The organism is Paenibacillus sp. RS8 (assembly GCF_041956825.1).
GTDB lineage: Bacteria > Bacillota > Bacilli > Paenibacillales > Paenibacillaceae > Paenibacillus_AQ.
Map to the genome: position 1 here is coordinate 3287811 of NZ_CP168131.1, position 24415 is coordinate 3312225.

A 24415-nucleotide genomic window follows, 5' to 3' on the forward strand; every position below is an offset into this window, starting at 1 on the left:
CAGAAGGAAGGAGTAAGCTCTAGCTGTTGAATTGTCGTTGTTGTGTGGAAAATAGATCTATAATATGAAAATAGGATGGACCATATGAAGTGGAATATTAATAAAGTAGATACAAAACGATTGATCATTATGGTTATGGGCAATGTATTTCTGGGCATGGGAATCAGTATTTTTAAGCTGTCAGGTATGGGAAACGATCCCTTCAGTGGGATGGTGATGGCACTTGCAGAGTCCAGCGGTATCGTATATGCAAATTTTCTAATCTTACTGAACCTGGTATTGTTTGTAATACAATTTATCACAGGACGAAAGCTTATCGGAGCCGGTACTTTCGTAAATGCAATTTTTCTGGGCTACATAGCTACATTCTTTCATAGTACCTGGCTACATCTGTTGGGCGAACCTCAGCTGTTTTGGCAGAGGGTAATCACTGTGGCCATTGGCGTAGTGGTATGTAGTTTTGGGGTATCCATGTATCAGAAATCGGATGTGGGAGTAGCTCCCTTTGACAGCTTGTCCCTGATAATGAAAACTAAATTACCGAAAATCTCTTATTTTTGGCATCGGATGTTTACAGATGCTCTTTGTGCTTTGATTTGTTTCCTGTCAGGAGGCGTTATAGGTTTGGGAACTCTAGTCTCCATGTTAGGTCTAGGGCCCATCATTCATTTTTTTGATGTGCATTTTACGGAAAAGCTTCTGGCGAAAAAGGGTCCAAAAGCGAATAACGATTCAGTTTCGCTGACTTAATATAATGAAGTGTGGCAGGGTAACATCAGGATAGATGTATTTCATAAATTATAAGTGGAGACAGCACCTTCGCTTGGTGCTAGGCGGAGCAAGGGAATAAGCAGGGAATACTCTTACTGCAGGTTTTCTGCAAACGCATTCATGTCCCTAATCCTAGTAATGCTAACGTACTCGGAGAATCCGAAACCGGCTCTTACAAAATGAATCCTTTTTAGAATCGTTTTGTTATAGGTGGTGATGAGGAGTTTCAAAGAGGGGGGGATGAAGCGCGTGGGATGGTGGAAATCAAAGGACAGTAAAATCGGTACAAAATGAGCGGCTAGACCCTTTAAAGCAAAGGGCGGCCGCTTGTTTTTGTCCTCTTTTACGGAAGTATTCATTTTTTCGATCACTACAAATATGTATCGTATGATATGGAATTATTGTATAGACTTGGATATTTGTTTATTATATGATTCTCTTGGATCGATGGACCTAATTTGAAATTATCTAGTCTATCGTAATCACAGGGGGGAATTATGAGGAAAAGAATTTTGAGTATTGTACTAGGGTTGATCGTTCTAGTAAATTTAATTTTTGGAGGTCAAGGAATTGCCCTAGCAGCTTCAGCACAGCCAACTGACAACATGACGGATATTCATAGCAGCTGGGCAAGCAGCCAAATTTCTAAATGGTTAGATAAGGGTTTGATTTCGGGCTATGCAGATCATACGTTTAAACCCAACGCAAGCATTTCACGGGCTGAGTTTGCTTCGGTTGTTAACAAAGTTTTTGGTTTCAAGGACCAATCACAGGATGGTTTTACAGATGTGAATTCAGATAAATGGTATTATTCCGAGATTGGAATAGCGAAGTCAGCCGGATATATTTCCGGATTTGGGGATAACACATTCCGGCCCGAGGCAGCAATAAGCAGGCAGGAAGCCGCAAAAATGTTGTACATGCTGTTGCAGCTGAACGGTTCTAATGATGATTCTGCAATAAAGACGTTTAAGGATTACAGTGTAGTACCGGCTTGGAGTAAAACCTACTTAAATGAAATTGTGAGTAATGGATACATAAATGGTTATCCCGATCATACGTTAAGACCCCTCCAGACGATTACGAGAGCAGAAGCTGTTGTCATACTGGATAAAGTAATGGGTACCCTTGTCATGGATAAGGGAACGATTGGAGGAACAGAATTAACCACGATACAGGGAAATGTAACGATTAACACACCAGGGGTCACCTTGAAAAACACTAAAATTGCGGGGGATTTACTGTTAACTGCGGGTATTGGTGCAGGTGAAGTGAACCTTGATCAGGTGACTGTGTCGGGAAGAACGATTGTCGCAGGCGGTGGGGAGAATAGTATCCATCTGATAGATTCCCAATTAAATGAGCTACTTGTGAATAAGCAGCCGGGGAGAGTCCGGGTAGTAGCTCAGGGTAGTACCAGGATTAATGCAACGATTATACATACAGGAGCTAAGCTGGAGGGAACCAATACAGAAGCGGGCTTCGGCTCCATTGTAATTGATCTCTCAAAGGCAGATGGATATGTTGATTTAAGCGGTCTCTTCAAGGCAATAACAATCAAGAATAAAACGATAGTTAATGTTCTTGAAAAGTCTGAAATCGGTTCGCTAGAAGTAGCCAAAGGAGCAGCGACCAGTGCAGTGAATTTAGCAGATAACAGCGTCCTGAGACAATTAAATTTGAATGCGGCTGCCATAATCAAGGGAAAAGGCACGATTACAAAGACATTCATTAATGTCAGCGGTTCTACATTCGAACAGGTAATTAAAGATTATACGTTGGCTAAAGGCGTATCAGTTGTTATGAACGGCAAAGAAATCGGCGCGGAACCGAATGAGGCACAGCAGCTTGCCCCAAGTGTACAGTTGCCAACCTCTCCAGTTGCAGGCGGCGGTGGCGGTGGCGGTGGGGGGTCAAGTCCGGGAACCTCTCCTAAACCGGAGCCAGAACCGGTTGAACTTCCAGAAGTTCTAGGAGTGTTCATGGTTGAAGATCAGCTCTACACCTGGTTTGATGAACTTGGAAATTATAGTAAAGTGCAATGGGATCTGTATAATCTAAGCACTGAAACAAGTTACGAGACAGCATATAAGAATACAGCGGGGCAGGTTGGAATTTATACGGTAAAAGAAGGCGCTCTTCCTCCAGCTGAATATATTGCCACAATTTCCAATGAAGATTATTATGCTGATTTGCCGAGTCTTTTGCTCAGCAAATCGCTTATCAAAGGCTCCTATTATCCTGCTGTTTATTACACAGGTGTGCTCGATATCGGGTTCCAAATTAATAAGAACGATATGATCGTAGATGCAAATCAATCTTCTGCTGGTGTTACTGCTCCTTTGGCAGATGGTGATTTGATTTCAGTATTCTACGGGGAGTATCTGATTATAAAAGCGAAGTGGGATGGTGCAGGCAAGAAGTGGATTTATCAGGGCATTGTGAAGAGATTGCCGAACCCGGAGCATGTTTCGGCAAAACCATCCTCCAGATCGGATATCAAGATTAAGTGGAATGCAGTGCCTGGAGCAGAGTACTACAATGTTTTCACAAGCAGCTCAGTAGATGGAACTTATAGTCCTATTAAGGATAGTTCGGGGGCCAACATACAGGTAACCGAAGCCTCTTATACGGATAGTGGGTATGAGCCGAATACAACGGTTTACTATAAAGTATTAGCCATGGCAAATGGCACTGCATCTGCACTCAGCAATTCTGTTTCAGCTACTACGTTTGTCAATGAGCATTTGCAATTGGACTTCAATGTTACGGACAGCGTTCAAGACCCAAGCAAGCCAATAATTTATGCAACAGACAAACAAAATAAAAAACTCGTAGTCATTAACTATGAGACCCACAAGACAAGCGTAGTTCCGTTTGAACTTCCCCCAGAAAGTATAACTTACGCGAATGGGAAGCTGTATGTGGCTCTCTTGAAAGCGGAGCATTCACCGTACATTTTTGATGAACAGCAAAAGGGTGCTGTCGCAGTTGTTGATGCGGCAACGCTTACCATTGATCATGTTTATAATATTAATCAAGACCCTTACAGTATTGCAGTGGACCGCGAAGGCTATGTATATATTTCATCCGGTTCAGGACAATGGACGAAAATTCGGTCTTATTCTGGTGATTCTTTTACACCTATTGGATCTTATACAATCAGTCATGCAACTCATATTCTTATACATCCAACTATGAATAAGATATATACCGTTAATACGACTTTATCTCCAAGAGATATTGGAACATTTGTAATTAAGAATGGCGAATTTCTAAGCAGCTACGATTCTCCTTATCACGGAGATTACCCAATGACGACAAAGATTAATTTATCACCGGACGGAAAGTATCTTTTCAATGGCGCAGGAACAGTATTTTCAACCGAGTATGATATATTTGGCGACATGAGCTTTGTATATAAAATGGATGGAATGTATGATGATATGGCATTTGATTTGAAGCACGGAAGGTTCTATACCGTTAAAGATCATTTAATCAACTCTTATGACTACAGTAATTTCAGTAAAGTTAAAACTATACCGGTAGATGGTGCCGGCCAGCGGATTTTCGATGCAACCAATCAGTTGCTCGCCTTGACCAGCTTAGAAGGAAAGACGATTCTTGAGTTTGTTGATAAACCTTCTTCGGAGGAAGTACCACCGGTAGATGCCCCAGGAATTTATTTGGGCGGAACGGTTGTAGATGCTGTATATGATTCTGCTGACAATAAGGTTTACGCTATTGATCAAGCATTCAAGAATCTAATTGTAGTTGATACCGCAAGCCAATCTGTTATTAAAAAAGTACCTCTGCCCTATAAACCAGCAGGACTGACTTTATCAGAAGATAGAACAAAATTGTTTATTGTGAATAAGGATGCTAACAATCTGGTTACTGAGGTAAGCTTAAATGACTATTCAGTTACTCGGAGCTTGACGTATCCCAATCCGGCAGATTCCCGGGACTTCTCAGATCGCCATATTTACAACAAGTCAGGCCGTCTGTATGTTGTATTAGGTAACTGGTCTCCGACGCTGTTAATTTTTGATGAAGCGAATTTCCAGCCAAGCTCCGGCAATGCAGAAATTAATGGTATCGGGGATATGGTGTTCTCCAGTGATAACAGCAAGTTCTATTACTGGAGTCAATATGGATGGGATGCCGGATTTGCCGGTTCAGATGTCTACGCCTACTCCATTTATGGGGATGGCAGTATTGTCAAAGTGGACCAGTCTATGTTGGGGTACCCGAATATGGATAGAGACCCGCTGGATACACCAATTTTATTAGTGGAAAGTCAGGGAATGATTATAGCGAAGAACAAAGCTTTTAATATGAATAACCTGCAGGAAGTGATAGGGACGTTCCCAGAACCGATCTATGCTGTGGATATAGTGAATAATACGGCATTAGGGAAACGCGGGATTTATGATCTTACATCCTTCGAGAAGGTTCAAACTATTAAATTGGCTGGTGCGACCAACATATTTTATGATGATCAGGGAAACCTTTATTATTTAATTGATAACTCTTTGTTTATCAATTAACTGAAGCCGCCAAAAACCCAACAAGCCTGATGCGAAACTGCATCAGGCTTGTTCCTATTTAAGATATATCCCTTTGTCTGGAATTTATTCTCTCCATGGTGCGCTTGAAGTAGACGAAAAGGCAGTCCCCCGGGACTGTATCTGCTGTCCTGAGAATCAAGAGAACCTTGATTTATCGGGACTTTTTTTATATTCATCGTTTTGCGAAGGTTGCTTAGTCTTATATCAAAAAATGTAAACAATTTTGAATGAATCATGTTAATGGAATTTCTCTGCATCGTATAAAGTTGAATGCACTCGCTAGGTGATTAATCTATGGGCTTTAGACCGGGAGAGGACCCACCTGGGGTCGTGTTTATTTAGCGATTTGAAGTCGAAGGGAATAATATTTTTTAACAAACGAAACTGTCTCGGGTAATTTAAAAAACCGAGGCAGTTTTTTTGTCTCATTGATTAATTTTTTTATAACTCGTAAGACAAGTGAAAGCACATGGATTAGTGTAAAAGCTCATAAATGAAGCGCGCTTTCAATTGGCTCATTCTTACCCCTTTAAAGGTTGTAATTTCTAAAAATCAGGTTGGAAAATACTATTTTCCTAAATGGTAAATCATGACACAATAAACCAATAAAGCGCTTTCTTAATTTGAGTGGCTATAAATAATGTCACATTGATCTTGTGAAATTTGGTACTGAACGTTTAACTCAATAACTTAGGGGGTCAAACGGTTAGACATATCAATGCAATTCTGAAGGGAGAGCTGAAAATGAAAGTGGGTAAATTATTCGGGGTAGGTACTCTTTCAGTTGTACTGGCATCGAGTGTCATTGGCTGTGCAAAAAACGAGACAAACACAGCAACTAAGGCAACTGATGCACCCAAAGCATCAGAGAACGCAACGTCTAAGCCTGAAGAGAAAGTCAAGATTACCTATTCGATGTGGGGAAGTGCGGAAGAGGGAAACGTAACTCAGTCCGTAGCAGATAAGTTTAATGCTTCCCAAGACAGAATTGAAGTAAAGGTAGAAGCGATTCCTTGGGAAAATTATATGACCAAGCTGAATACAATGGCAACTGCAAAGCAATTGCCCGATACAGGGATGCTCAGGGAAGATGGCGTCGTTCAGTGGTCTACCCAAGGGATGCTGAATGATGTAAACGCAATGTACGAAGGAAGCGATAGCAAACCACTGGATAGCTTAGCCTACAAATATCAAGGAAAAACCGTAGCCTATGCGGCTGCCAATGAAATTCTCCTCCTTTATTATAACAAAGACATGTTCGACAAAGCCAAAGTTGCATACCCTCCATCTGCACTGGATAAAGCATGGACATGGGACGAATTTGTTGAAACAGCGAAGAAGCTGACGATTGATAAAAATGGTAAACATCCTGATGAGAGTGGCTTTAATGAGCAAAGTATCGTGCAATTCGGTGCATCCGTTGAGAACCTACCATGGCAGTTGGAGACCTGGGCGCTTGGTAATGGCGGAGGATTCTATTCGGCTGATGGAACTGAGGTCAGAATAGGAGAAGACGCCAGCATTGAAGGGATTCAGAAAGTCGCAGATCTTTATTTAAAAGATCATGTTGCTCCGCTGTCTGTCGGACAGACTGATGACGGCATTCAACGAACCATCATCGCGGGAACTGTTGCCATGGCTACTAACGGTGCGTGGAACGTGGGAACTAGCTTGAATGCGGCCAAGAATGAAGGCCTGAACTATGGTGTTGCTGTGTTGCCTTACATGAAAGATAAGATTACCCTCAATACGGGTGGTGCCAATGTTGTGTTCTCCCAGACCAAGCATCCAAAAGAAGCAATGGAATGGCTCAAGTGGTACAACTCTGAAGAAAATAACTGGGGACTTATTAGCTCGGGAATCTGGATGCCGACGCTGGAGAAGTGGTATACAGATGAAACCCTTACCCGTAAGTGGGTTGAAAATCCGAACTTCCCCCCTTATGAAGAATATAAATCTGCAGTAGTTGATTATGCGCAATCTTCTGCTGTAAAACCGGCATCGTGGTTCTATACGAATCATACGACAGAGTTTAACACCTTGCTTGGATCGATTCTAGGGGATGTTTGGACTGGGAAGACGACCGCTAAGGACGCTATTACGAAAAACCTCGATGCCTTGAAAGCAGCTAATAAAGGTAGCAACTAAAGATAGGAAGAATGGCCGCTGCCAAGCTCATACACGCGGCGGCCATATTTTGATTATCGGGTGGGGAGATAGAGATGGAAACGATTAATAATTCTCCGAAACGTCGTTCACGTATTCATTCAGGCGAGGCACGAACTGCGTATATATTATTGATCCCTGCCTTCATTGGGCTGATCTTTCTAACGTATCTACCCCTTATTGGGGTGCTCGGGATTAGCTTGACCAATTGGACAGGATTGGCAGATCCCAAGTTCGTTGGCTTCGAGAATTACATTAATTTATTTACCACTGATCCTTATATTAAAGACTCTATTATTGCTACAGTTTACTTTGCGATCTTATCGGTAGTTGGAGGTATGATTTATTCACTTTTTATTGCAATGCTTCTGAATCGTAAAATTCCGGCAAGAGGTTTTTTCAGAGCTGTTTTTTATGTACCGTACGTTTTGCCGGCAGCCGCAATATATGTAGGATGGTCTTGGTTATATGAAGCTAATTTTGGCTTTTTCAACTTTCTTCTCTCTGAGGTTGGTTTGAACAAGGTTTCCTTTATTGCTGATTCTAGCTATGTTGTTCCTTCACTTTCCTTGATTTCGGTCTGGCTGTCAGGTAATTTAATTGTAATTTTCTTAGCTGGGCTTCAAAATGTTCCTTCCGTCTACCATGAAGCGGCTGAAATGGATGGTGCCAACGGTTGGAAACGATTCTTACACATCACATTACCATGCATGTCGCCAATTATTTTTTACAACTTGTTAATGAGCTTGATTGCCAATCTCCAAATCGTTACACCGGCTCTTTCATTAACGAATGGCGGCCCGGGTAATTCTTCACGATTTTTGACTTATCTGATGTATGATCAAGCCTTTGTAAATTACAGGTTAGGGTATGCTTGTGCAACTACGGCCGTTATTTTTGTTATTCTCGCAGCCTTTACGGGTGTATTATTCAAGACTTCTAATCTATGGATATTTAATGAAGGAGGCGACGACAAATGAGTGTAGCTACATACGGAAGACTAAAGAGCAAGAAACGCAATAACCAATGGATGAACCTTCTCTCGTTTGTCGTTGTCATTTTCTTTACTATACTCGTGTTATTTCCGATCTGGTGGATATTTCGCACGTCGCTTATGTCTAATGCCGAGATATATAAATATCCGCCTTCATTGTTTCCAGGTAATTGGTTATTTTCAAACTATGGAAAAACACTGGAAATATTTAAATTTTGGAAATACTTATGGAATACCATGATTATTATTGTACCCGCTTGTTTGGCAGGAACCTTCACGGCCACCTTATGCGGCTATGCCTTTGCAAGGCTGCGCTTTTGGGGCAAGAAATTGATTTGGGCTCTTTGTGTCGGTTCGATGCTTCTTCCTGCCATGGTTACACTCATTCCGTTATATATTGGGTGGACGCGTGGATTGGGGATCAATGACAGCTATCTGCCGTTGATCTTGCCTTATTTCTGTGGTGGCGGTGCTTTTAATATCTTTTTAATAAGGCAGTTTATCATGTCTATTCCGAGAGAGCTTGATCAAGCAGCAACGATCGATGGCGCTGGATACTTTCGTATCTTGTTCAGCATTATTATGCCGGCGATTAAATCTGCAATGATCGTTGTCGCATTATTTATCTTCATAGGGTTATGGAATGACTTGCTTCAACAGATGATTTACATTAACTCGAGTGATAAGTATACAATAGCCTTGGGACTAACCGCCTTTAGAGGCCAATTAAAGCAGGACTGGTCACTGACGATGGCGGCCACATGTATGTCCTTTGCGCCGGGCGTTATTTTTTATTTGATTGGACAAAAATATTTCGTAGAAGGCATCACACTGACAGGACTTAAAAATTAGCTTAATGCTAGGTAGAAGAAAACTTGGCAGGCAACAGGAAGTTGCCTTTTTGTTTAGTCAAAGAGGTGGTAATAAAGGAGCAGGTCCTGGTTTACGAGAGCTGAACTCCGTGGCGCTGGCACCATGGAGTTTAGCTCTCGTTTCGTAAAAAGAGCATGTACTAATATAATAGCTGTTCGGCTACAGAGACGCATGAAGATGAAAACTAGGCGACATTACGGTACAATCATACTTAAAAGGAATACCTGATGAATTGATCCATATGTTCATCGAGCAGGGGGGCTTATGAGGACAGCAAATGCTAACTTAATGAAGGAAATTAACCTTAACAACGTTCGTCAAGTGATGAAACGTATAAACACAGCCACTAAACCCCAGCTGGCAGCACTAACCAAACTGAGCGTCGTAACAGTAAATTCCTTAGTCAAGGAGCTGCATGAGTTAGGTGAGCTTTTTGAAGACATGACTGTGCCATCAAACGGCGGTAGGCCAGCACAAACTTATCGCTACAATTACAACTTCAGCCTCGGGCTGGTCATGTACCTGAAGGATAAAGAGGGACAGGTGCTGATTTCCGCTACCGTCGTGAATTTGGAGAACGAGATTCTGGCGAAGGATGAACATATCATTCCAGTTTTCGAAAGACAATTTTTTTGTGATATTATTGGACAATCTATAGCTTTGTATCCTTCTATCAAGGTTATTGGTATAGGCATTCCGGGACAGGTTGTCAACGGCGAAATTAAAGTCAGTAGCCATCATGAACTGACCGGCTCACGGATGATTCAAGAGATTGAGGAACAATTCGGGCTGCCTATCTTGGTTGAGAATGACATTAATGCGGCTATCAGCGGATATTGCATGAAGCAGGGGGGAGAAGAGAAACAGTACTTGCTTGGTCTTTACTTCCCAAGCAGGTACCCACCTGGCATGGGTATCTATCTGAATGGAACGATCCTTAAAGGAAATCAGGGCATGTCAGGGGAAATAAAATTCCTTCCTGACATGCCTGACTGGAGTCTCGAGATGGCTAAGGATACGTTCATCGATACTACCAGCCGGATCATCCAAATCCTGAATGCCGTGCTTGCTCCGGACAAAATTGTAATATATCAGGACAAGGTGGATTTAGAGACCTGGACATCCGCTTGGGAAGCTTATCAGCTTAGACATCCAATGCCAGTTTATCCACAGATCATTATGCAAAATACATTTCAAGAAGATTTCGAGGCCGGCTTGCGCTGGCTGACATTGAAGTCATTGGAGCCGAGTTTAGTCGAGCTACGTTAAGAGGTTGTCCCCTAAGTCATGAGAGGAATGACTTAGGGGACAACCTTCTTTTTTAGGTGATCAATATGAGATTTATTCCAATCATTAATTCCCCACTTTCCGGAGACAGCTCCAGATCAGTGAATCGGCTGCTTGACAAAGAATTGCTTATATCACATACTTAATATATGCACTTTATAAAGTGTATTAATAAAGGTGGCGGATGTATTTTTTTATCCGTGCAACGAATCAATTTATCAAAAGGGGGCGCATCTTGTCTGCCTGGTTTTTGATGATTATCTATCTGGCTTTTATCAGTCTCGGACTTCCTGGCTCCTATTTATCCGGTTGTTGTGTTTGCACTGCTGTCAATGATGTTTTGAGAGCTGAGACGGTTAATAGACTGCTGTTCAAATCTACGCAAGGAAGGGGATAAAGAGATGGTTTATATCGTTTTATGTGCAATCATCTGGGTAGGCGTGTATTTCAATCTAGCCGCATCGAAGGAATCGATGGATGTGAAGCCTATCCGTTCTATGGATGATCTATTTGAATAATTTAAGAACAATGCTAAAAGCACTTGATCTATGATCAAATGCTTTTTTTTTGATAGCACATAGATTCTACTCTTAATTCTTAAATAGATGTCGACTCTTCCAGAAACATCATGCCATAAATTTGTTGTCCCATGTCTTGTTATCCAAAAAGGGAGCCGCCTGAGCGGTTCCCTTTTCTTAATAGGCGGAATGGTTTGGGGTGTTTTACATTTTTATAGAATATATATTTTAAATTTGAATTAAAATGATGATTAAGTGAGCCATAATGATTTACTGTGTTTTTTGAAGCAGGAAAATATACATATGTATTGAATACAAAACAACAAAGAGGGAGGATGAAAATGTCATACAGAGAAAAGGATTTACGTTCGTCATTAACCCTAGCTGTTCCAATCATTTTAGACAGGCATTATCATTCTATAACTATGAAAAATATCGAATCCGCCTGGTTTGTAGAGACACAAAAGGAAATGTTAGATTCGACATTTAGTATGATATTAATGAGTATGGTAGAAGCACTGTTCTTGGATTCCTTTGATTATGGCCAGTACCTAAACCTACTAGAAAAAGAGGGGTTTGAGCAAGGCGTTTATACTGCAGAAATATTCGGTGATCATTTTGATATCCTACTTGAAATGAGCAAGGATTTAAACTTAACCGCTCAGGGTATTATGTTTAAAATCATTGAAGAAATGGAAGATGATTCTACGATTCGATTGGTTTTTTATAATCGTTTAATGGAATGTAACTGGATCCGGTTTACTGGCTTTGCACAGGGTTATCTGTCTAATAAAAATCAACAGATCGACAACTTACATGAACAAAAAATTGCTCTGATGGGACAAATGGCAGCAGGGATGGCACATGAAATACGGAATCCGCTTGCTTCAATTAAAGGTTTTGCTCAGCTTGTAAATAACAGGCTATATGAACCGGAGATCAAGGCGGATGAATTGCGTGCGTATCTGGATATAACCATCAATGAGATTGATGCTCTGAATGGATTAGTAACGGACTTCCTAGTACTGGCTCGAAAAGGTGATAGTGCGAAGAATAACGTCGTGGTATTTAATATTATGGAGGTTATACATAGAGTTAATAACATCGTAAATCAACTCATACTTAGTGATGATATCATTCTTTCAGTGGATTATTCTCTTGAAAAAGTTCTAACGTATGGAAACGCCTCCCAACTTGAGCAGGTAATCCTGAATATTTTAAAAAATAGTATAGATTCATTCACAGCGTTTAGAGGCAGAATAGACATTACAGTTACGACCGATTCTGAGACTAACGAAATTATTCTTATTTTTAAAGACAATGGAGAAGGAATTCCACAGGATAAATTAAACCGAATATTTGACCCTTTCTTTACAACCAAGCAAAAAGGGACAGGAATTGGATTATCGATCTGCAAGCAATTAATAGAAATGTACGGGGGGCAAATTAAGGTGGATTCAGAGGTTCAGGTAGGTACCAGCGTGATGGTTATTTTGCCTTGGGTAAATGATTATCACATTTGAGATTACGAACAGAAACAAGCCTGGCACAGAAGCCCGTCAGGCTTATTCCTTATATTTATCGCTAATTCCAAAGCATACGCGTCCCTTGGAAAACGGTACAGGCGGTTCTACTTGTCACTAAGTTGTATCCCTTTTTCCTTTACAAACTTCTCTAGCACCCCAAAGTCCTCGGTAACTTTTTTAAATGGCAAAGATCCCAGTACCTTTTCCCGGTAATCCTTTTTGGCGGCAGTGGACAGACGGGAGTCAAGTATGCTGAGTACTCCGAGGTCAGTTTCACTACGGATCAGACGCCCGGTTCCTTGTCTTAAGCGAAGCAGCATGTCCGGTACAAAAACATCTTTTAAGGGATTCTCTGCTAAAGATGCCTTATGTTCATAGACAGGATCGGAAGGAACCGGGAAGGGCAGTCGGAAAATAATTAACTGCGACAAATCGGAACCTTCGATATTCACGCCTTCCCAGAATACACCGGTACTTAGAAGGACGCCCTTACTTCCCCGGAATTCAGCGATCACCCCGTCCTGGGACGATCCTTCTCTTTGAACATGCACCGCCCATGCAAGCTTCTCGGAGTTTAATTTATTATGAATGTACTTCATATCCTCTTTAGCTGAAAAAAGGACCAATGTTCGCCCGTCCGTTAAATTACAGAGTCTTAGCATTTCCTTGTATGCCGCTTCAAGATAACTTTCCCGGTTCTGATGGTTATAGTATGGGATGTCCTTGGCAATATACATCATGGTGTGGTTGTCATAGTCAAAAGGTGAAGCCTGACGATCCATATAATCTCCTTTGTAACCGAGGGATTGCGTCAGATATGCATATTGCTCCTCTAGTGTTTCGCCGGTCTGGCACATCGTTGCTGATGTTAAGATAACAGATGTCTTTCCGTTAAATAAGGTATATCTCAGAAACTTGCTTATACCTTTAGGACAGATACTAATGGTAGCTTCCCGCTGGGTATTACTTGCCCAGATCAGATAGTTATCCTCCACTCCGGCGAGGACGTCAAAGAGATCTATAAGTCCGTTTATGGCTTCGAAAATATTGTCGATCTCCCGCTCATGCTTGGAAGTTAAGACGGAAACGCTGAGATTAACCTCTTTTAGAACCTGTGCCGCTCGTCGTAAGGAAATTCCTGTTATCTCCGACACTTTTATGCGGTCATTGTCTTGCTTGGCTGTTTGCAGCAAATCCGCCTCAACTTGTTTGAAAATATGACCAACACATCTTTTTAAAAATTTGAATTGTGACATTAGATCCGTATCTGCGGATTGCTTGAAGAGAATTTGTAAGGCGTCATCCAGCATGCGGCAGGTTCCCCGGAATGTAAACTCAAGCGTTCTTGCATCTCTAACCTTTGCTTCCAGATTATGAGCTTCATCAATTACGATCAGAGCTGGCCGTTCAGTGATTAAACCCTTTGTTCCCTCTTTTTTCTTGATCAAATCACGGATGAGCAGGTCCTGGTTGACGATAATAAAATCCATGTCGCTGGCGTTAGCGTTAATCTTCGCTCTCATCTCATAGAACGAACATGTACTTTTATAATGGCAACGTTCAAATTTGCAATCATTCACACAAACGTTAGACCATACTGCATCCCTAACCCCGCCTTTAATATCTGCTCTCTCATCAATTTCGTAATTCAAAATACGCTGGGCAAGTGTAGATAGAGGGGAGCTTGAATCATCAGTCTTGAACAATTCTGCAGCTCTGTACCGACAAGCATATTGCCCCATGCCTTTTCCGACTACGGAGCGAACCGAAGTAAATCCGAGCCGGCTTCCGATGAATCTCAGATCCTTATGTATCTGTTCTGAAAGCTGTATGGAGGATGTTGCAATAATGATCGGTTGCCTTGAGATTTGGTTAATAAGCAAGCTGGGAATGAGGTATGCAAAGGACTTACCGATGCCGACTCCAGCTTCAATCATCGCGTTTCGACCATGAATATAGGCATCAGCGATATCTAGAGACATATCCTGCTGGCCGATTCGCTCTTTAAGTCCAATCCTGGGAAATCTATCATACATTCGAAAGATGGCATTGACTAAAGAGGGCTCGATATCCTTTTTTAGCTCCTGCTTCTGTAATTTATAGAGATCACTTAACCAGCTAATGACGACCGCCCCTTTTCAAATCAATGTTCTTCCTAATTATAGTTTTTTTGGTTTTTTGGTGAGGTTGTAATTATCGTAGATGAAGCGCTAACAGTCAAGTGTCAGAATATAAAATGATGCATGTATCCTCTGCTACGTAGGCAAGAGCCTGTTGAATATTCTATTCATAATAAATAGCATCATAAGGAAACTCTAGCTTCTTCATCCGATATTCCTTTGGTGTCATCGACATGTATTCCCGAAAGACTTTACCAAAATAACTTGGACTTTCAAAGCCGCAGCGTTGCCCAACCTCCTGCACAGGTAAATCTGTAGTCCGTAGCAATGCTATGGCAGACTCCATCCGGCGATCTCTAAGATAAGCGAGAGGAGAGGTCTGCTCCGATTTTTGAAACAACCTGCATAAGTGATATTTGTTTACTCCGCAATAGTCGGAAAGCATATCCAAGGTTACAGGTAATGCATAATTCTCTTTCAGATAGGTTTTAGCCCGCTGAATCAGCGTGATTGAATTTGCGCTTATCTCCTTACGCATTTCCCCGCTCGTTTTTACTAATGTAAGCATCCAGTTATACACTTCGGCAGATAACAAAAACTTGTCTGTTACTTTCTCTTCCGAAATTCTCCTCAACAGTTCCCATAATCCTTGTATTAGAGGGGAGTTAGAATCTCTTTGAAGGATGTGGCCTTCTTGTTCTATTACTAAATCCCAGATTCGATTAGCTTCTGCTCCGCGAATATTAAGCCATAGAATCTCCCAAGGCTCTGCCTGTTCTACATAGTAATATCGGTGCTTGCTTGGAATTTTGACTAGAAATCCCGAACCTTTGGGCAAAGGAATTGAGTGCTGTTCTAATTCAATATATCCCTGACCACTGAGTGTGTATTGAAAAATGACATGGCCGGAATCGGGGCGTGTATCACCTGAAAAGCTGTAGTCGGGGCTCCTGATCTTCTGCCATCCTATAGAATCTAGTGTCAAGATCGATGTATCGTCATTTCGAAATGCATAAGATAAAGGCTCAATCATTAGCGTTTCCTTCCTTATTAAAAAAGTCAATTTTGTTATATTGTAGCGCACAACATTTAGATTGTCTTGCGAATCCTTGAACGGTAAGATCAGGTTAGATAAAGGAGTGAATACATATGTCAAATCATAATCTCATACTCAATTTGCTTTTGGATGAGCACTGGTGGGGCGGACGGGTGGCAGACGGGACAAATATGCCATACGGTACGGCACTATTTAGTGCAGATCTGACTACCAGTCATAAAGCCAATCAAGCTTCTCCACTATTGATCTCTAACAAGGGAAGGTTCATTTGGAGTGAAGAGCCGTTTGCATTTCGATTTGAACAAGGAAGTCTTTTGGTGGAAGGGAAAGGAGAATTCATTACGGGGGAGGGTCATGGAGCCTTGAAAGAAGTATTCCAATATGTCTCCCGTACCTTCTTCCCGCCTGTACCTAGCATCCCGGAGAAATTGCTATTTACGGCTCCGCAGTACAATCTTTGGATTGAACTCCTCTACGAGCCTACACAGGACAAAGTATTACAATATGCCAAGGAGGTTATAAACCATGGTATGCCTCCGGGTGTGATCATGATCGATGATAACTGGCATGAGCCGTATGGTACCTGGACTTTTCATTCCGGTCGCTTTCCTGATCCGAAGGGGATGGTGGAGGAGCTTCACGCTATGGGCTTTAAAGTGATGCTCTGGGTATGTCCCTTTATTAGTCCTGATTCTCTTACTTTCCGTGAACTTGAATTTACGGGCTACCTGTTGAAGGATCGCGAGGGGCAAAATGCCATTCGAAAATGGTGGAACGGGAACAGTGCGGTGCTCGACTGCACCAACCCCCAAGCCGTCATCTGGATACAAGATCAGTTGGATAATCTTCAGCACGAGTATGGAATTGATGGCTTCAAGCTGGATGCCGGTGATGTAGAGTTCTATGAATCGGATGATTGTTGTTATGTGCCGACAAGCCGCAGCGGTCAAAGTGAAGCATGGGCCAGGGTCGGATTGAAATACGAACTGAATGAATACCGCGCCTGCTGGAAGCTCGCAGGTCAGCCGCTTGTACAGAGGTTGAAGGATAAGATTCATGACTGGCAGGGGAACGGACTGGACACGTTAATTCCGGACGGCTTAGCGCAAGGGCTGCTAGGCTATGCCTATACTTGTCCTGATATGATCGGTGGAGGTGAATTCCTGAGCTTTACTTCGGCTGAATTAGATCAGGAGTTAGTGGTACGCTCAGCCCAGTGCTCGGCATTATTCCCGATGATGCAGTTTTCGGCTGCGCCTTGGCGTATTTTGGATGAAGATCATTTACGATACTGTGTTGAGGCCGCACAACTTCATTCGCAGTTTGGTCAGGAGATTCTAGAGCTGGCCAGACAATCCTCCTTAACGGGTGAACCTATCGTACGCCATATGGCTTATGAATTCCCTGAAGCAAGCTTTGAGACGATACAGGATCAATTTATGCTCGGAAGCTTCTTACTCGTCGCCCCTGTTATTACAAAAGGAATGCGAACGCGCGTTGTGGCGTTCCCGGCAGGCACTTGGGATGGTGATGACGGCAGCATTGTGGAAGGTCCTTCGACTAAGCAAATTGATGTGCCTCTCAGCAGACTGCCTTACTACAGAAAGCGTTAATATCGTTCCTTCAAAAGCCGCATTATTTGCGGCTTTTTAAATATATAGGCAACCTTTATTAAATGTTGTTATAATTTATTCGATTCAAAGATAAGTACTCAACTTACAGCAGTGGAGGCTAAATAAGTGAAATTCTCCTTGCGCCAGCAGATGATCATTTCCTTTTCAGTTGTTTTTAGTGTTCTGATCGTCGTCTTTGGCAGTTTGATTCTAAGATACAACTTATCCAGTTATCAGAAGCAAAGCTATGATTCTATGAATAAAGTGGTCAAGGCAAATATCTTATTAATTGATAATTATTTAACACAGATTATTTCCGTGTCCAAAATTGTAGCCAGTGATCCGGATATTATTAAGGCTGTTACTTATCGCAACAGTATCGATGAAATTGATTACTCGGTTGAGCTCTATAATCAACGTAATGTCGACTCCAAAATCAAACAGCTCGATGTTCTTGGCACGATTACGAATGCCTTGGTGATTGGCGATGATTATGAATATTTGTATTACTATGGCAGCTCTCCGGTCAGGGGATATCGCTTTGACCAACAGGAATGGTTCGTCAAATCCGCATTAAATGTAGACAAACCCATTCATTTTACCAACTTTCATTCATCCGACTATCTGCTGGATCATGCAAACCATCAAACCGTGTCGGTGATTATGCCAATTATCAACGGTAATCAATACAGTGCAACCCATACCTTTTTAATGACAGACTTTAATCATAATCCGATTATCTCTGATAAGAGCGGCGAAGATAATGTGGAAATCGCTATTTATGATGGGACTACACCTATTCAATTTGCTAACAACAGCAATCTTTCTACGCTTCAAAAGAATGAAGTTGCCAAGCATCTAAAAAAGAATGAAAAATCATTTATTATTTCTAAATCCGGCAGTGATTCCGTATCATACCTCATTATCAATGAGCCATCTCTTGTTTCGGGTTGGTCCATTCTTGGGATCATGCCGCTTACGGAAATGGAGGAAATGAAATCGAATACTTCCAAAGTGGTTATAACGATTATCGTAACCGCTTGCATAGGCGTCATTATTTTGTCTGTGATGATTTCGCGATCCATCCTAAACCCTATGCAGAGCTTGTTGCAACGATTTAATCAAATTGCATCGGGGCGCAGAGATATTACTTTTAAATATTCCAAGAGCAAAGAAGTGAATTTGATTGCTGAAACGGCTGACTATATGCTCAAAAGTATCAACCATTTAACGGATGAGATTGTAGAAGAGCAAACAAGATTAGCGGGTGAGCAGCTTAAAGCGCTTCAGCATCAGATCAATCCTCATTTCTTGAATAACGTGCTTCAGTCGATAAAAGCAATGGCAGTAACGGGCGATAATCATTCCATCTCTCGTGCAACGACGCTGCTCGGTAAAATCTTGTCGTATTCGGTTTATAACCCTTATGAAATGGTAGGGCTAAAGCAGGAGTTTGAATACACCGAAAATTATATCGCCCTGCAAAATATACGCTTTAACGATCTGATTATTTTTGATGCACATTGTGATGAACAGCTGGAACATTTCTTGGTGCCTAAACTGATGATTCAGCCTCTGGTTGAAAATGCAATCGAGCATGGTTTTGAGAACCGGAAGGAAGGCTCCATTTTCGTATCGGCAGAAGATGATGGAGATGAAATTTATATATCCGTTACAAATAACGGCAATTCTATTGAGATTGCGGACATGGAGCGTATTAATGAGATGCTATCCAGCCGGGATACCTATACACAAAGCAAAAGTATCGGACTATTAAATCTAAATCAAAGGCTGAAAAGCTGTTTTGGATCACAAGCAGAAGTGAAAATGTTATCGAAGGGCGGCATAAATACAACCATTGTTATTACGATACCCAAAGCAGGAAGAGGATGAATATGCTGACAGCAATTATTGTAGATGATGAGAATTTGTCCGTTAAAATGATGGAAAGTATTTTGGATTGGCATGGGCTTGGCATTAGCATCAGTGGAACAGCAGAGAACGGTATTGAAGCTTTGGAACTTTTTTACTGTGTGAATCCCAATATCATCATTACAGATATAAGAATGCCAGGATTGAATGGACTCGATTTTATTAAAAAAGCGAAGCTTATGAATCCGGAGGCTGAATTTATTTTAATCAGTGCTTTTGCTGATTTTGATTATGTTAAAAAAGCGATGGAACTCGGTTGTTGCAATTATATTTTAAAGCCGGTAGATGAATATGAGCTGGAGCAGACACTGAAAAAAATCGTTGCCAAGATAGAAGATAAAAAAGCAGCTGAAAAAGATGCGCTGAAAAAGCAAATGGAGCATCATAAATTGGCGATTTACCATTATATGAATTCGGGTGCTAATCCGCTAGCCGCAGGAAAAAGTGCTGGAAAGCTGGAGGTCAATTTCGAAAGTTACTGCTTATTTAACTTTATTCTAAAGGATCAATCTATTAATGATTATATTGAAGGCGGCATGCAATTGGACGCACAAATGCCTTTTATTATGGAACGGATGTCCTCGGTGATTAAAGAGTTTGGGCAATGTATGCTGTTCCCTTATAGCGACTATTCCTGGACAGCCATTCTCAGTGGGAACTGCTCGCAGGAGGATCTGCAGAAGTGCGCTTTGAAAATGATCACTTTATTTAAAAATGAAATTCACAGAGACATTAATGTCTGCTTTAGTCCGCAAGGAACCCGGTTTGATGAATTGCCACAGCTATATCGACACCTTACTTCTCTTATCCGTTACAGTGCCTACGTCAGGGATGAGCCAATCCTGGGTTACGGCTACAATATAATAGAAGAATATATACAGCAAACGGATTTTTTGGTCTATATTAAGCAGCTGACCGATGCCTTAAACAATAACGAATCGGAGGACGCGGCATGTATCGTTGAAGAAGTACTGATGTTATCATGCAAATCCAATCCGGAATATCTGCACTTGTTTATTGATTTCTACTATACGGTTTTCTGTGCGATACGAGAAAAATTAGTCGAAGAAAACAAGCTATCTGAAGAGCATCATGAAATCCTCAACTTGAGTTATAAGGATATATCCGATATGTCCACTGCGAACGAAATAAGCCGCTTTTTGAATCGGATCATTCAGCTTCTCCAGGGAAATCATCTTCAACCAGCGAGATCTCAATACGGTCAATTGGTTGAAACAGCTATCCGCTATTTGAGTGAAAACTACAACCGCAATTTGTCTTTGGAAGAAATATGTACTGAACTGGCAGTTAGTAAAAACTACTTTAGTTATTTATTTAAACAAAAAACAGGGAAAAATTTATGGGCTTATTTGACGGATATTCGGGTTAGTAAATCCAAGGAACTATTGCGAACGACAGCGTATAAGAGCTACGAAATCGCGTATATGGTCGGGTATGATAACCCAAGCTATTTTTCCAAATTATTTAAGAAATCCACCGGTCAGACACCGAATGAATATCGTGCGGCAATTAAGTCATAAAGAGTCTGTCTGTTGAAACCTATAAAACATTGATAAAAGGCTTACCCTCCGGTAGTGCAGATGGGGGTAGGCTTTTGTGATTTAGGAAGCCGATCTTAATAAATTACATAATTTATTTCTTTAATCGTAATATATTTGCAATCGTTTACAAGTAGGGGCGGAATTCGCTCAACTAAAAATCAAACTCCTTAATTTATTGCCATAAGTACGGAATACGCTTTCTTTTATGCGAAGAGAGAACGTTTTATCATAATCATGTAAACACTTTCAATCAAATTAAAGGGGGAAACACAATAATGAACAAGAAATGGATGCCTCTGCTGCTGGCTTTTGCAATGCCGATGGCTATGGTGGCAGGCTGCAGCAAAAGCAATCAAACAGAAAATGCGACTGCATCCTCAGACCAGGGAATTAAAACAGAGGGGCAAGTTTCGATCCGGATTATGGGCTACAACTCGGAAGCATCAAGAGCAACCTATTTGAAGATGCTGCAAGAAAAGCTTCCCAACATCAAAGTAGAATTTCAATTTGTCGCGCTCGATAATTTTAATAATGTTTTAAACACTCAACTGCAAGCAGGTGAAGGCCCAGATATTATTGAATTGGGCGGAGAAGCCCGATTGCTTGCCAAAGCAGGTTATTTGATGGATTTGACGAGCGAAAGCTTTGTATCTAAATATGCAGACGCGGGTCTGACTCCTTATTCTGTTGAAGGTAAAGTTTATGCGACCCCGTTACAAAGCTGGTACGAAGGGATTTTCTACAATAAGAAAATATTTAACGATAACGGGATTCAAATTCCAAAAAACTTCGACCAGTTCATTGAAATTCAAAAGGATTTAGCGGCTAAGGGAATTAAGCCTCAAACCATGGGAGCTCAATCTTGGGAGCCAATGATGAAGCAAAGCATTGGTCTTGTAAATAATGATTATTATTCAAATCCGAGTAATAAGGGCTTCGACGAGAAATTTAATAAAGGGGAAGCGAGCCTTGCGGAGACATGGGAACCTTATGTAGAAAACTGGTCGCGTATGATCAAAGAAGGCATTCTTAAGCCGGATATGTTAGGACTGAGCTATGATCAGGCACTGGATGAGTTCGCTACAGGTAAAGCGGCTATGTGGGAAAGCGGTCCGTGGGCAGTGAGCACCATTCTGGAAAAAAGCCCGGATTTTGAACTTGGCATGTTCCCCATCCCAGGCTCTAATGAAGGTCCAGGCTGGTTAGTGGGTGGACCTGGATCAGCTTTTGCCATTAACGCGAACACGAAGCATAAAGCCGAAGCGCTTCAGATTCTGGAACTTACTGCAACACCAGAGGCGCAGCAAGCATTAATCAAAGATAATGCCGGGAGCTCTTTCCTTAAGGGAGTAGATGTGGATCTCGGAGAGATTTATGCGGACGCTAAAGAGGCTTTTAAGGCAGGAAACGTATACGCTCCTTGGACAGCGGCATGGGATTCAGGAAATCCGATTGTAGAAGCTTACGGGAAATCGCTACAAGAAGTACTTGCTGGGACCAAAACTGTGAAGCAGGCGCTTGAGGATGCGGATCAAGTGAATCAGACGATGCGTGATTCGTTGAAATAACAAGAGAAAGCTACAGGGGATAAAGCCGGCTGCTATATAGCTCACCGGCCTTTTCTCTAGGGTAGACATAGAAAGGAGAGACACCGCTTGAATATCAAACATAGAGATCGGGTTTTTCTTATGATGATCCTTCCTGCCTTTATTGGTTTTACAATACTTTTTATTGTGCCGACACTCATGAGCTTTGGGTATAGTGTAACGAATTGGTCGGTGTATAAGCCCAATTTCAGTTTTATTGGCCTAGATAATTATGTGAAATTATTTCATGATACCAAAAATATGACAGCGATCAAAAACTCTGTAAATTATGCGTTAGTGATCACGATCATCCAGAATACCCTGGCGATTCTATTCGCAACGCTGCTTAATAAAACAGGATTTGTCACCAATCTCATCAAATCTATTTTCTTTTTTCCGGCAGTGTTAAGTGTATTGGTCGTAGGGTTTTTGTTCCAATACATAATGACCTCGGCAGATTACGGATTGTTAAACAATATTATTCAGTTTTTTGGAGGTCATCCTGTCAATTGGCTAGGAAACGGTAAAATTGCACTTTATTCTGTACTGTCGACTCAGGTATGGCAATGGACAGGTTGGAGTATGGTTATTTATATCGCCAATTTGAAAAGCATTGATTCTTCCCTTTATGAAGCGGCCAATATCGACGGCGCCAGCAAGCTTCAAACCTTTAGAACAATTACGCTTCCTCTGCTGTATCCTGCTGCCTCATTTAATATTTTGATGAGTCTGATCGGAGGAGTGAAGGTATTTGATGTTGTATTTGCTATGACTAAAGGGGGACCCGGTTCTGCTACGGAGACCATCATGACAACATTGATTCGGGAAGGGTTCAGTTCAGGACGAACTGCGTACGCTTCGGCATTTGCTGTTGTATTCTTTGTCATTGTATTTACCCTATCCAAACTGGTTACCTTCTTCTTGAATAAATGGGAGGAGAGAATTTCATGAAAATCAAGAATAGAAAATTACGATCTTCGTTTACTAATATAATGTATCTGTTGGCTGGAGCGGTTGTATTTCTTCCGATTTATTATTTGCTGATCACTACGTTTAAGACACCGGCAGAAGCCACAGCAAGCCCGCTTGGGCTTCCCAAGTCACTGAATTTTAGCAATTATAGTAAGGCATACAGCGCTATGGATTATCCGAGAGCAGTATCAAACAATCTGTTAATTACCGTGTGTTCTGTCATTATTATTATTTTAATCTCTTCTATGGCCGCTTATGTAATCGCTAGAAGTGACCGGAAAATTTTTAAATGGATGTTTTCGATATTTATGGTCGGGTTGATTATTCCTTTTCAAATTGCGATTATCCCTCTGTATAAAATCATTTCGGGAATGAATCTCATGAATACTTTTCCCGGCATCATTCTAATTGATGTTTTCTGCATCAACTTGCCATTATCCATCTTTTTGTTCAGGGGTTTTATTTATACCGTACCGATAGAACTGGAGGAAGCAGCGGCTATTGATGGATATGGAACTTTCCGTACGTTCTGGAGCATTATATTTCCATTACTAAAACCCATCGTTTCCACTGTGGCAATTTTAGATGCCTTGGCAATCTGGAATGACTTTCTGACGCCGCTTCTGTTCCTCCAAGATCCGAACAAAGCGGTACTGCTGCAAGAGGTATATAAAAACGTCGGTCCGTTTTCTACGGATTGGACCTCCTTTTTCCCAATGCTAGTGTTGGCCACTCTGCCTTTGGTTATCTTCTTCCTGATTATGCAGAAGAGCATCATCGACGGTGTTGTCGCTGGTGCGGTGAAAGGATAAGTTATAAACAACAGAAGAACAGCGATCCTCCATCCTTGGAGAATCGCTGTTCTGT

Annotated in this window: 15 protein-coding genes; 13 read left to right on the forward strand and 2 right to left on the reverse strand. The window is 41.5% G+C overall.

Going from position 1 to position 24415, the window contains the following annotated elements:
- Nucleotides 1–84 precede the first annotated feature (84 nt).
- From ACDZ28_RS16135 to ACDZ28_RS16165, 7 genes are all read left to right on the forward strand, one after another.
- Entirely contained in the window at nt 85–750 is a 666-nt protein-coding gene (locus tag ACDZ28_RS16135; RefSeq protein ID WP_042125297.1) for a YitT family protein, read from the forward strand.
- 518 nt (nt 751–1268) lie between these two features.
- Nucleotides 1269–5321, forward strand: coding sequence for an S-layer homology domain-containing protein (locus tag ACDZ28_RS16140; RefSeq protein ID WP_375105188.1), 4053 nt, complete (start codon nt 1269–1271; stop codon nt 5319–5321).
- Nucleotides 5322–6086: 765 nt separating this feature from the next.
- The gene (locus ACDZ28_RS16145) at nt 6087–7490 is read left to right on the forward strand and encodes an ABC transporter substrate-binding protein (protein ID WP_375105189.1); all 1404 of its coding nucleotides are present in this window, start codon (nt 6087–6089) and stop codon (nt 7488–7490) included.
- A gap of 74 nt (nt 7491–7564) precedes the next feature.
- Entirely contained in the window at nt 7565–8488 is a 924-nt protein-coding gene (locus tag ACDZ28_RS16150; RefSeq protein ID WP_375105190.1) for a carbohydrate ABC transporter permease, read from the forward strand.
- The gene (locus ACDZ28_RS16155; protein ID WP_375105191.1) at nt 8485–9354 is read left to right on the forward strand and encodes a carbohydrate ABC transporter permease; all 870 of its coding nucleotides are present in this window, start codon (nt 8485–8487) and stop codon (nt 9352–9354) included. The genes ACDZ28_RS16150 and ACDZ28_RS16155 overlap by 4 nt, the downstream gene beginning before the upstream one ends.
- A 309-nt stretch (nt 9355–9663) precedes the next feature.
- Complete coding sequence (locus ACDZ28_RS16160) at nt 9664–10644, forward strand: ROK family protein (RefSeq protein WP_375105366.1); 981 nt, start codon at nt 9664–9666, stop codon at nt 10642–10644.
- Nucleotides 10645–11521: 877 nt separating this feature from the next.
- The gene (locus tag ACDZ28_RS16165) at nt 11522–12703 is read left to right on the forward strand and encodes a sensor histidine kinase (protein WP_375105192.1); all 1182 of its coding nucleotides are present in this window, start codon (nt 11522–11524) and stop codon (nt 12701–12703) included.
- A gap of 107 nt (nt 12704–12810) precedes the next feature.
- On the opposite strand, the gene ACDZ28_RS16170 is transcribed toward ACDZ28_RS16165, so the two are convergent.
- Complete coding sequence (locus ACDZ28_RS16170) at nt 12811–14742, reverse strand: ATP-dependent DNA helicase (protein ID WP_375105193.1); 1932 nt, start codon at nt 14740–14742, stop codon at nt 12811–12813.
- 247 nt (nt 14743–14989) lie between these two features.
- The gene (locus ACDZ28_RS16175; RefSeq protein ID WP_375105194.1) at nt 14990–15859 is read right to left on the reverse strand and encodes an AraC family transcriptional regulator; all 870 of its coding nucleotides are present in this window, start codon (nt 15857–15859) and stop codon (nt 14990–14992) included.
- Nucleotides 15860–15975: 116 nt separating this feature from the next.
- Between ACDZ28_RS16175 and ACDZ28_RS16180 the strand changes: the two genes are divergently transcribed.
- From ACDZ28_RS16180 to ACDZ28_RS16205, 6 genes are all read left to right on the forward strand, one after another.
- Nucleotides 15976–17496 carry a glycoside hydrolase family 31 protein gene (locus ACDZ28_RS16180; protein WP_375105195.1) on the forward strand — a complete coding sequence of 507 codons (1521 nt, stop codon included), beginning with the start codon at nt 15976–15978 and terminating at the stop codon, nt 17494–17496.
- Nucleotides 17497–17622: 126 nt separating this feature from the next.
- The gene (locus ACDZ28_RS16185; RefSeq protein ID WP_375105196.1) at nt 17623–19389 is read left to right on the forward strand and encodes a sensor histidine kinase; all 1767 of its coding nucleotides are present in this window, start codon (nt 17623–17625) and stop codon (nt 19387–19389) included.
- Between the two features lie 2 nt (nt 19390–19391).
- The gene (locus tag ACDZ28_RS16190) at nt 19392–20969 is read left to right on the forward strand and encodes a response regulator (RefSeq protein WP_375105197.1); all 1578 of its coding nucleotides are present in this window, start codon (nt 19392–19394) and stop codon (nt 20967–20969) included.
- A gap of 296 nt (nt 20970–21265) precedes the next feature.
- On the forward strand, nt 21266–22558 hold the full coding sequence (locus tag ACDZ28_RS16195; protein ID WP_375105198.1) for an ABC transporter substrate-binding protein: 1293 nt from the start codon (nt 21266–21268) through the stop codon (nt 22556–22558).
- A gap of 87 nt (nt 22559–22645) precedes the next feature.
- Nucleotides 22646–23527 carry a carbohydrate ABC transporter permease gene (locus ACDZ28_RS16200; RefSeq protein ID WP_375105199.1) on the forward strand — a complete coding sequence of 294 codons (882 nt, stop codon included), beginning with the start codon at nt 22646–22648 and terminating at the stop codon, nt 23525–23527.
- Entirely contained in the window at nt 23524–24360 is an 837-nt protein-coding gene (locus tag ACDZ28_RS16205) for a carbohydrate ABC transporter permease (RefSeq protein WP_375105200.1), read from the forward strand. The genes ACDZ28_RS16200 and ACDZ28_RS16205 overlap by 4 nt, the downstream gene beginning before the upstream one ends.
- Nucleotides 24361–24415 lie beyond the last annotated feature (55 nt).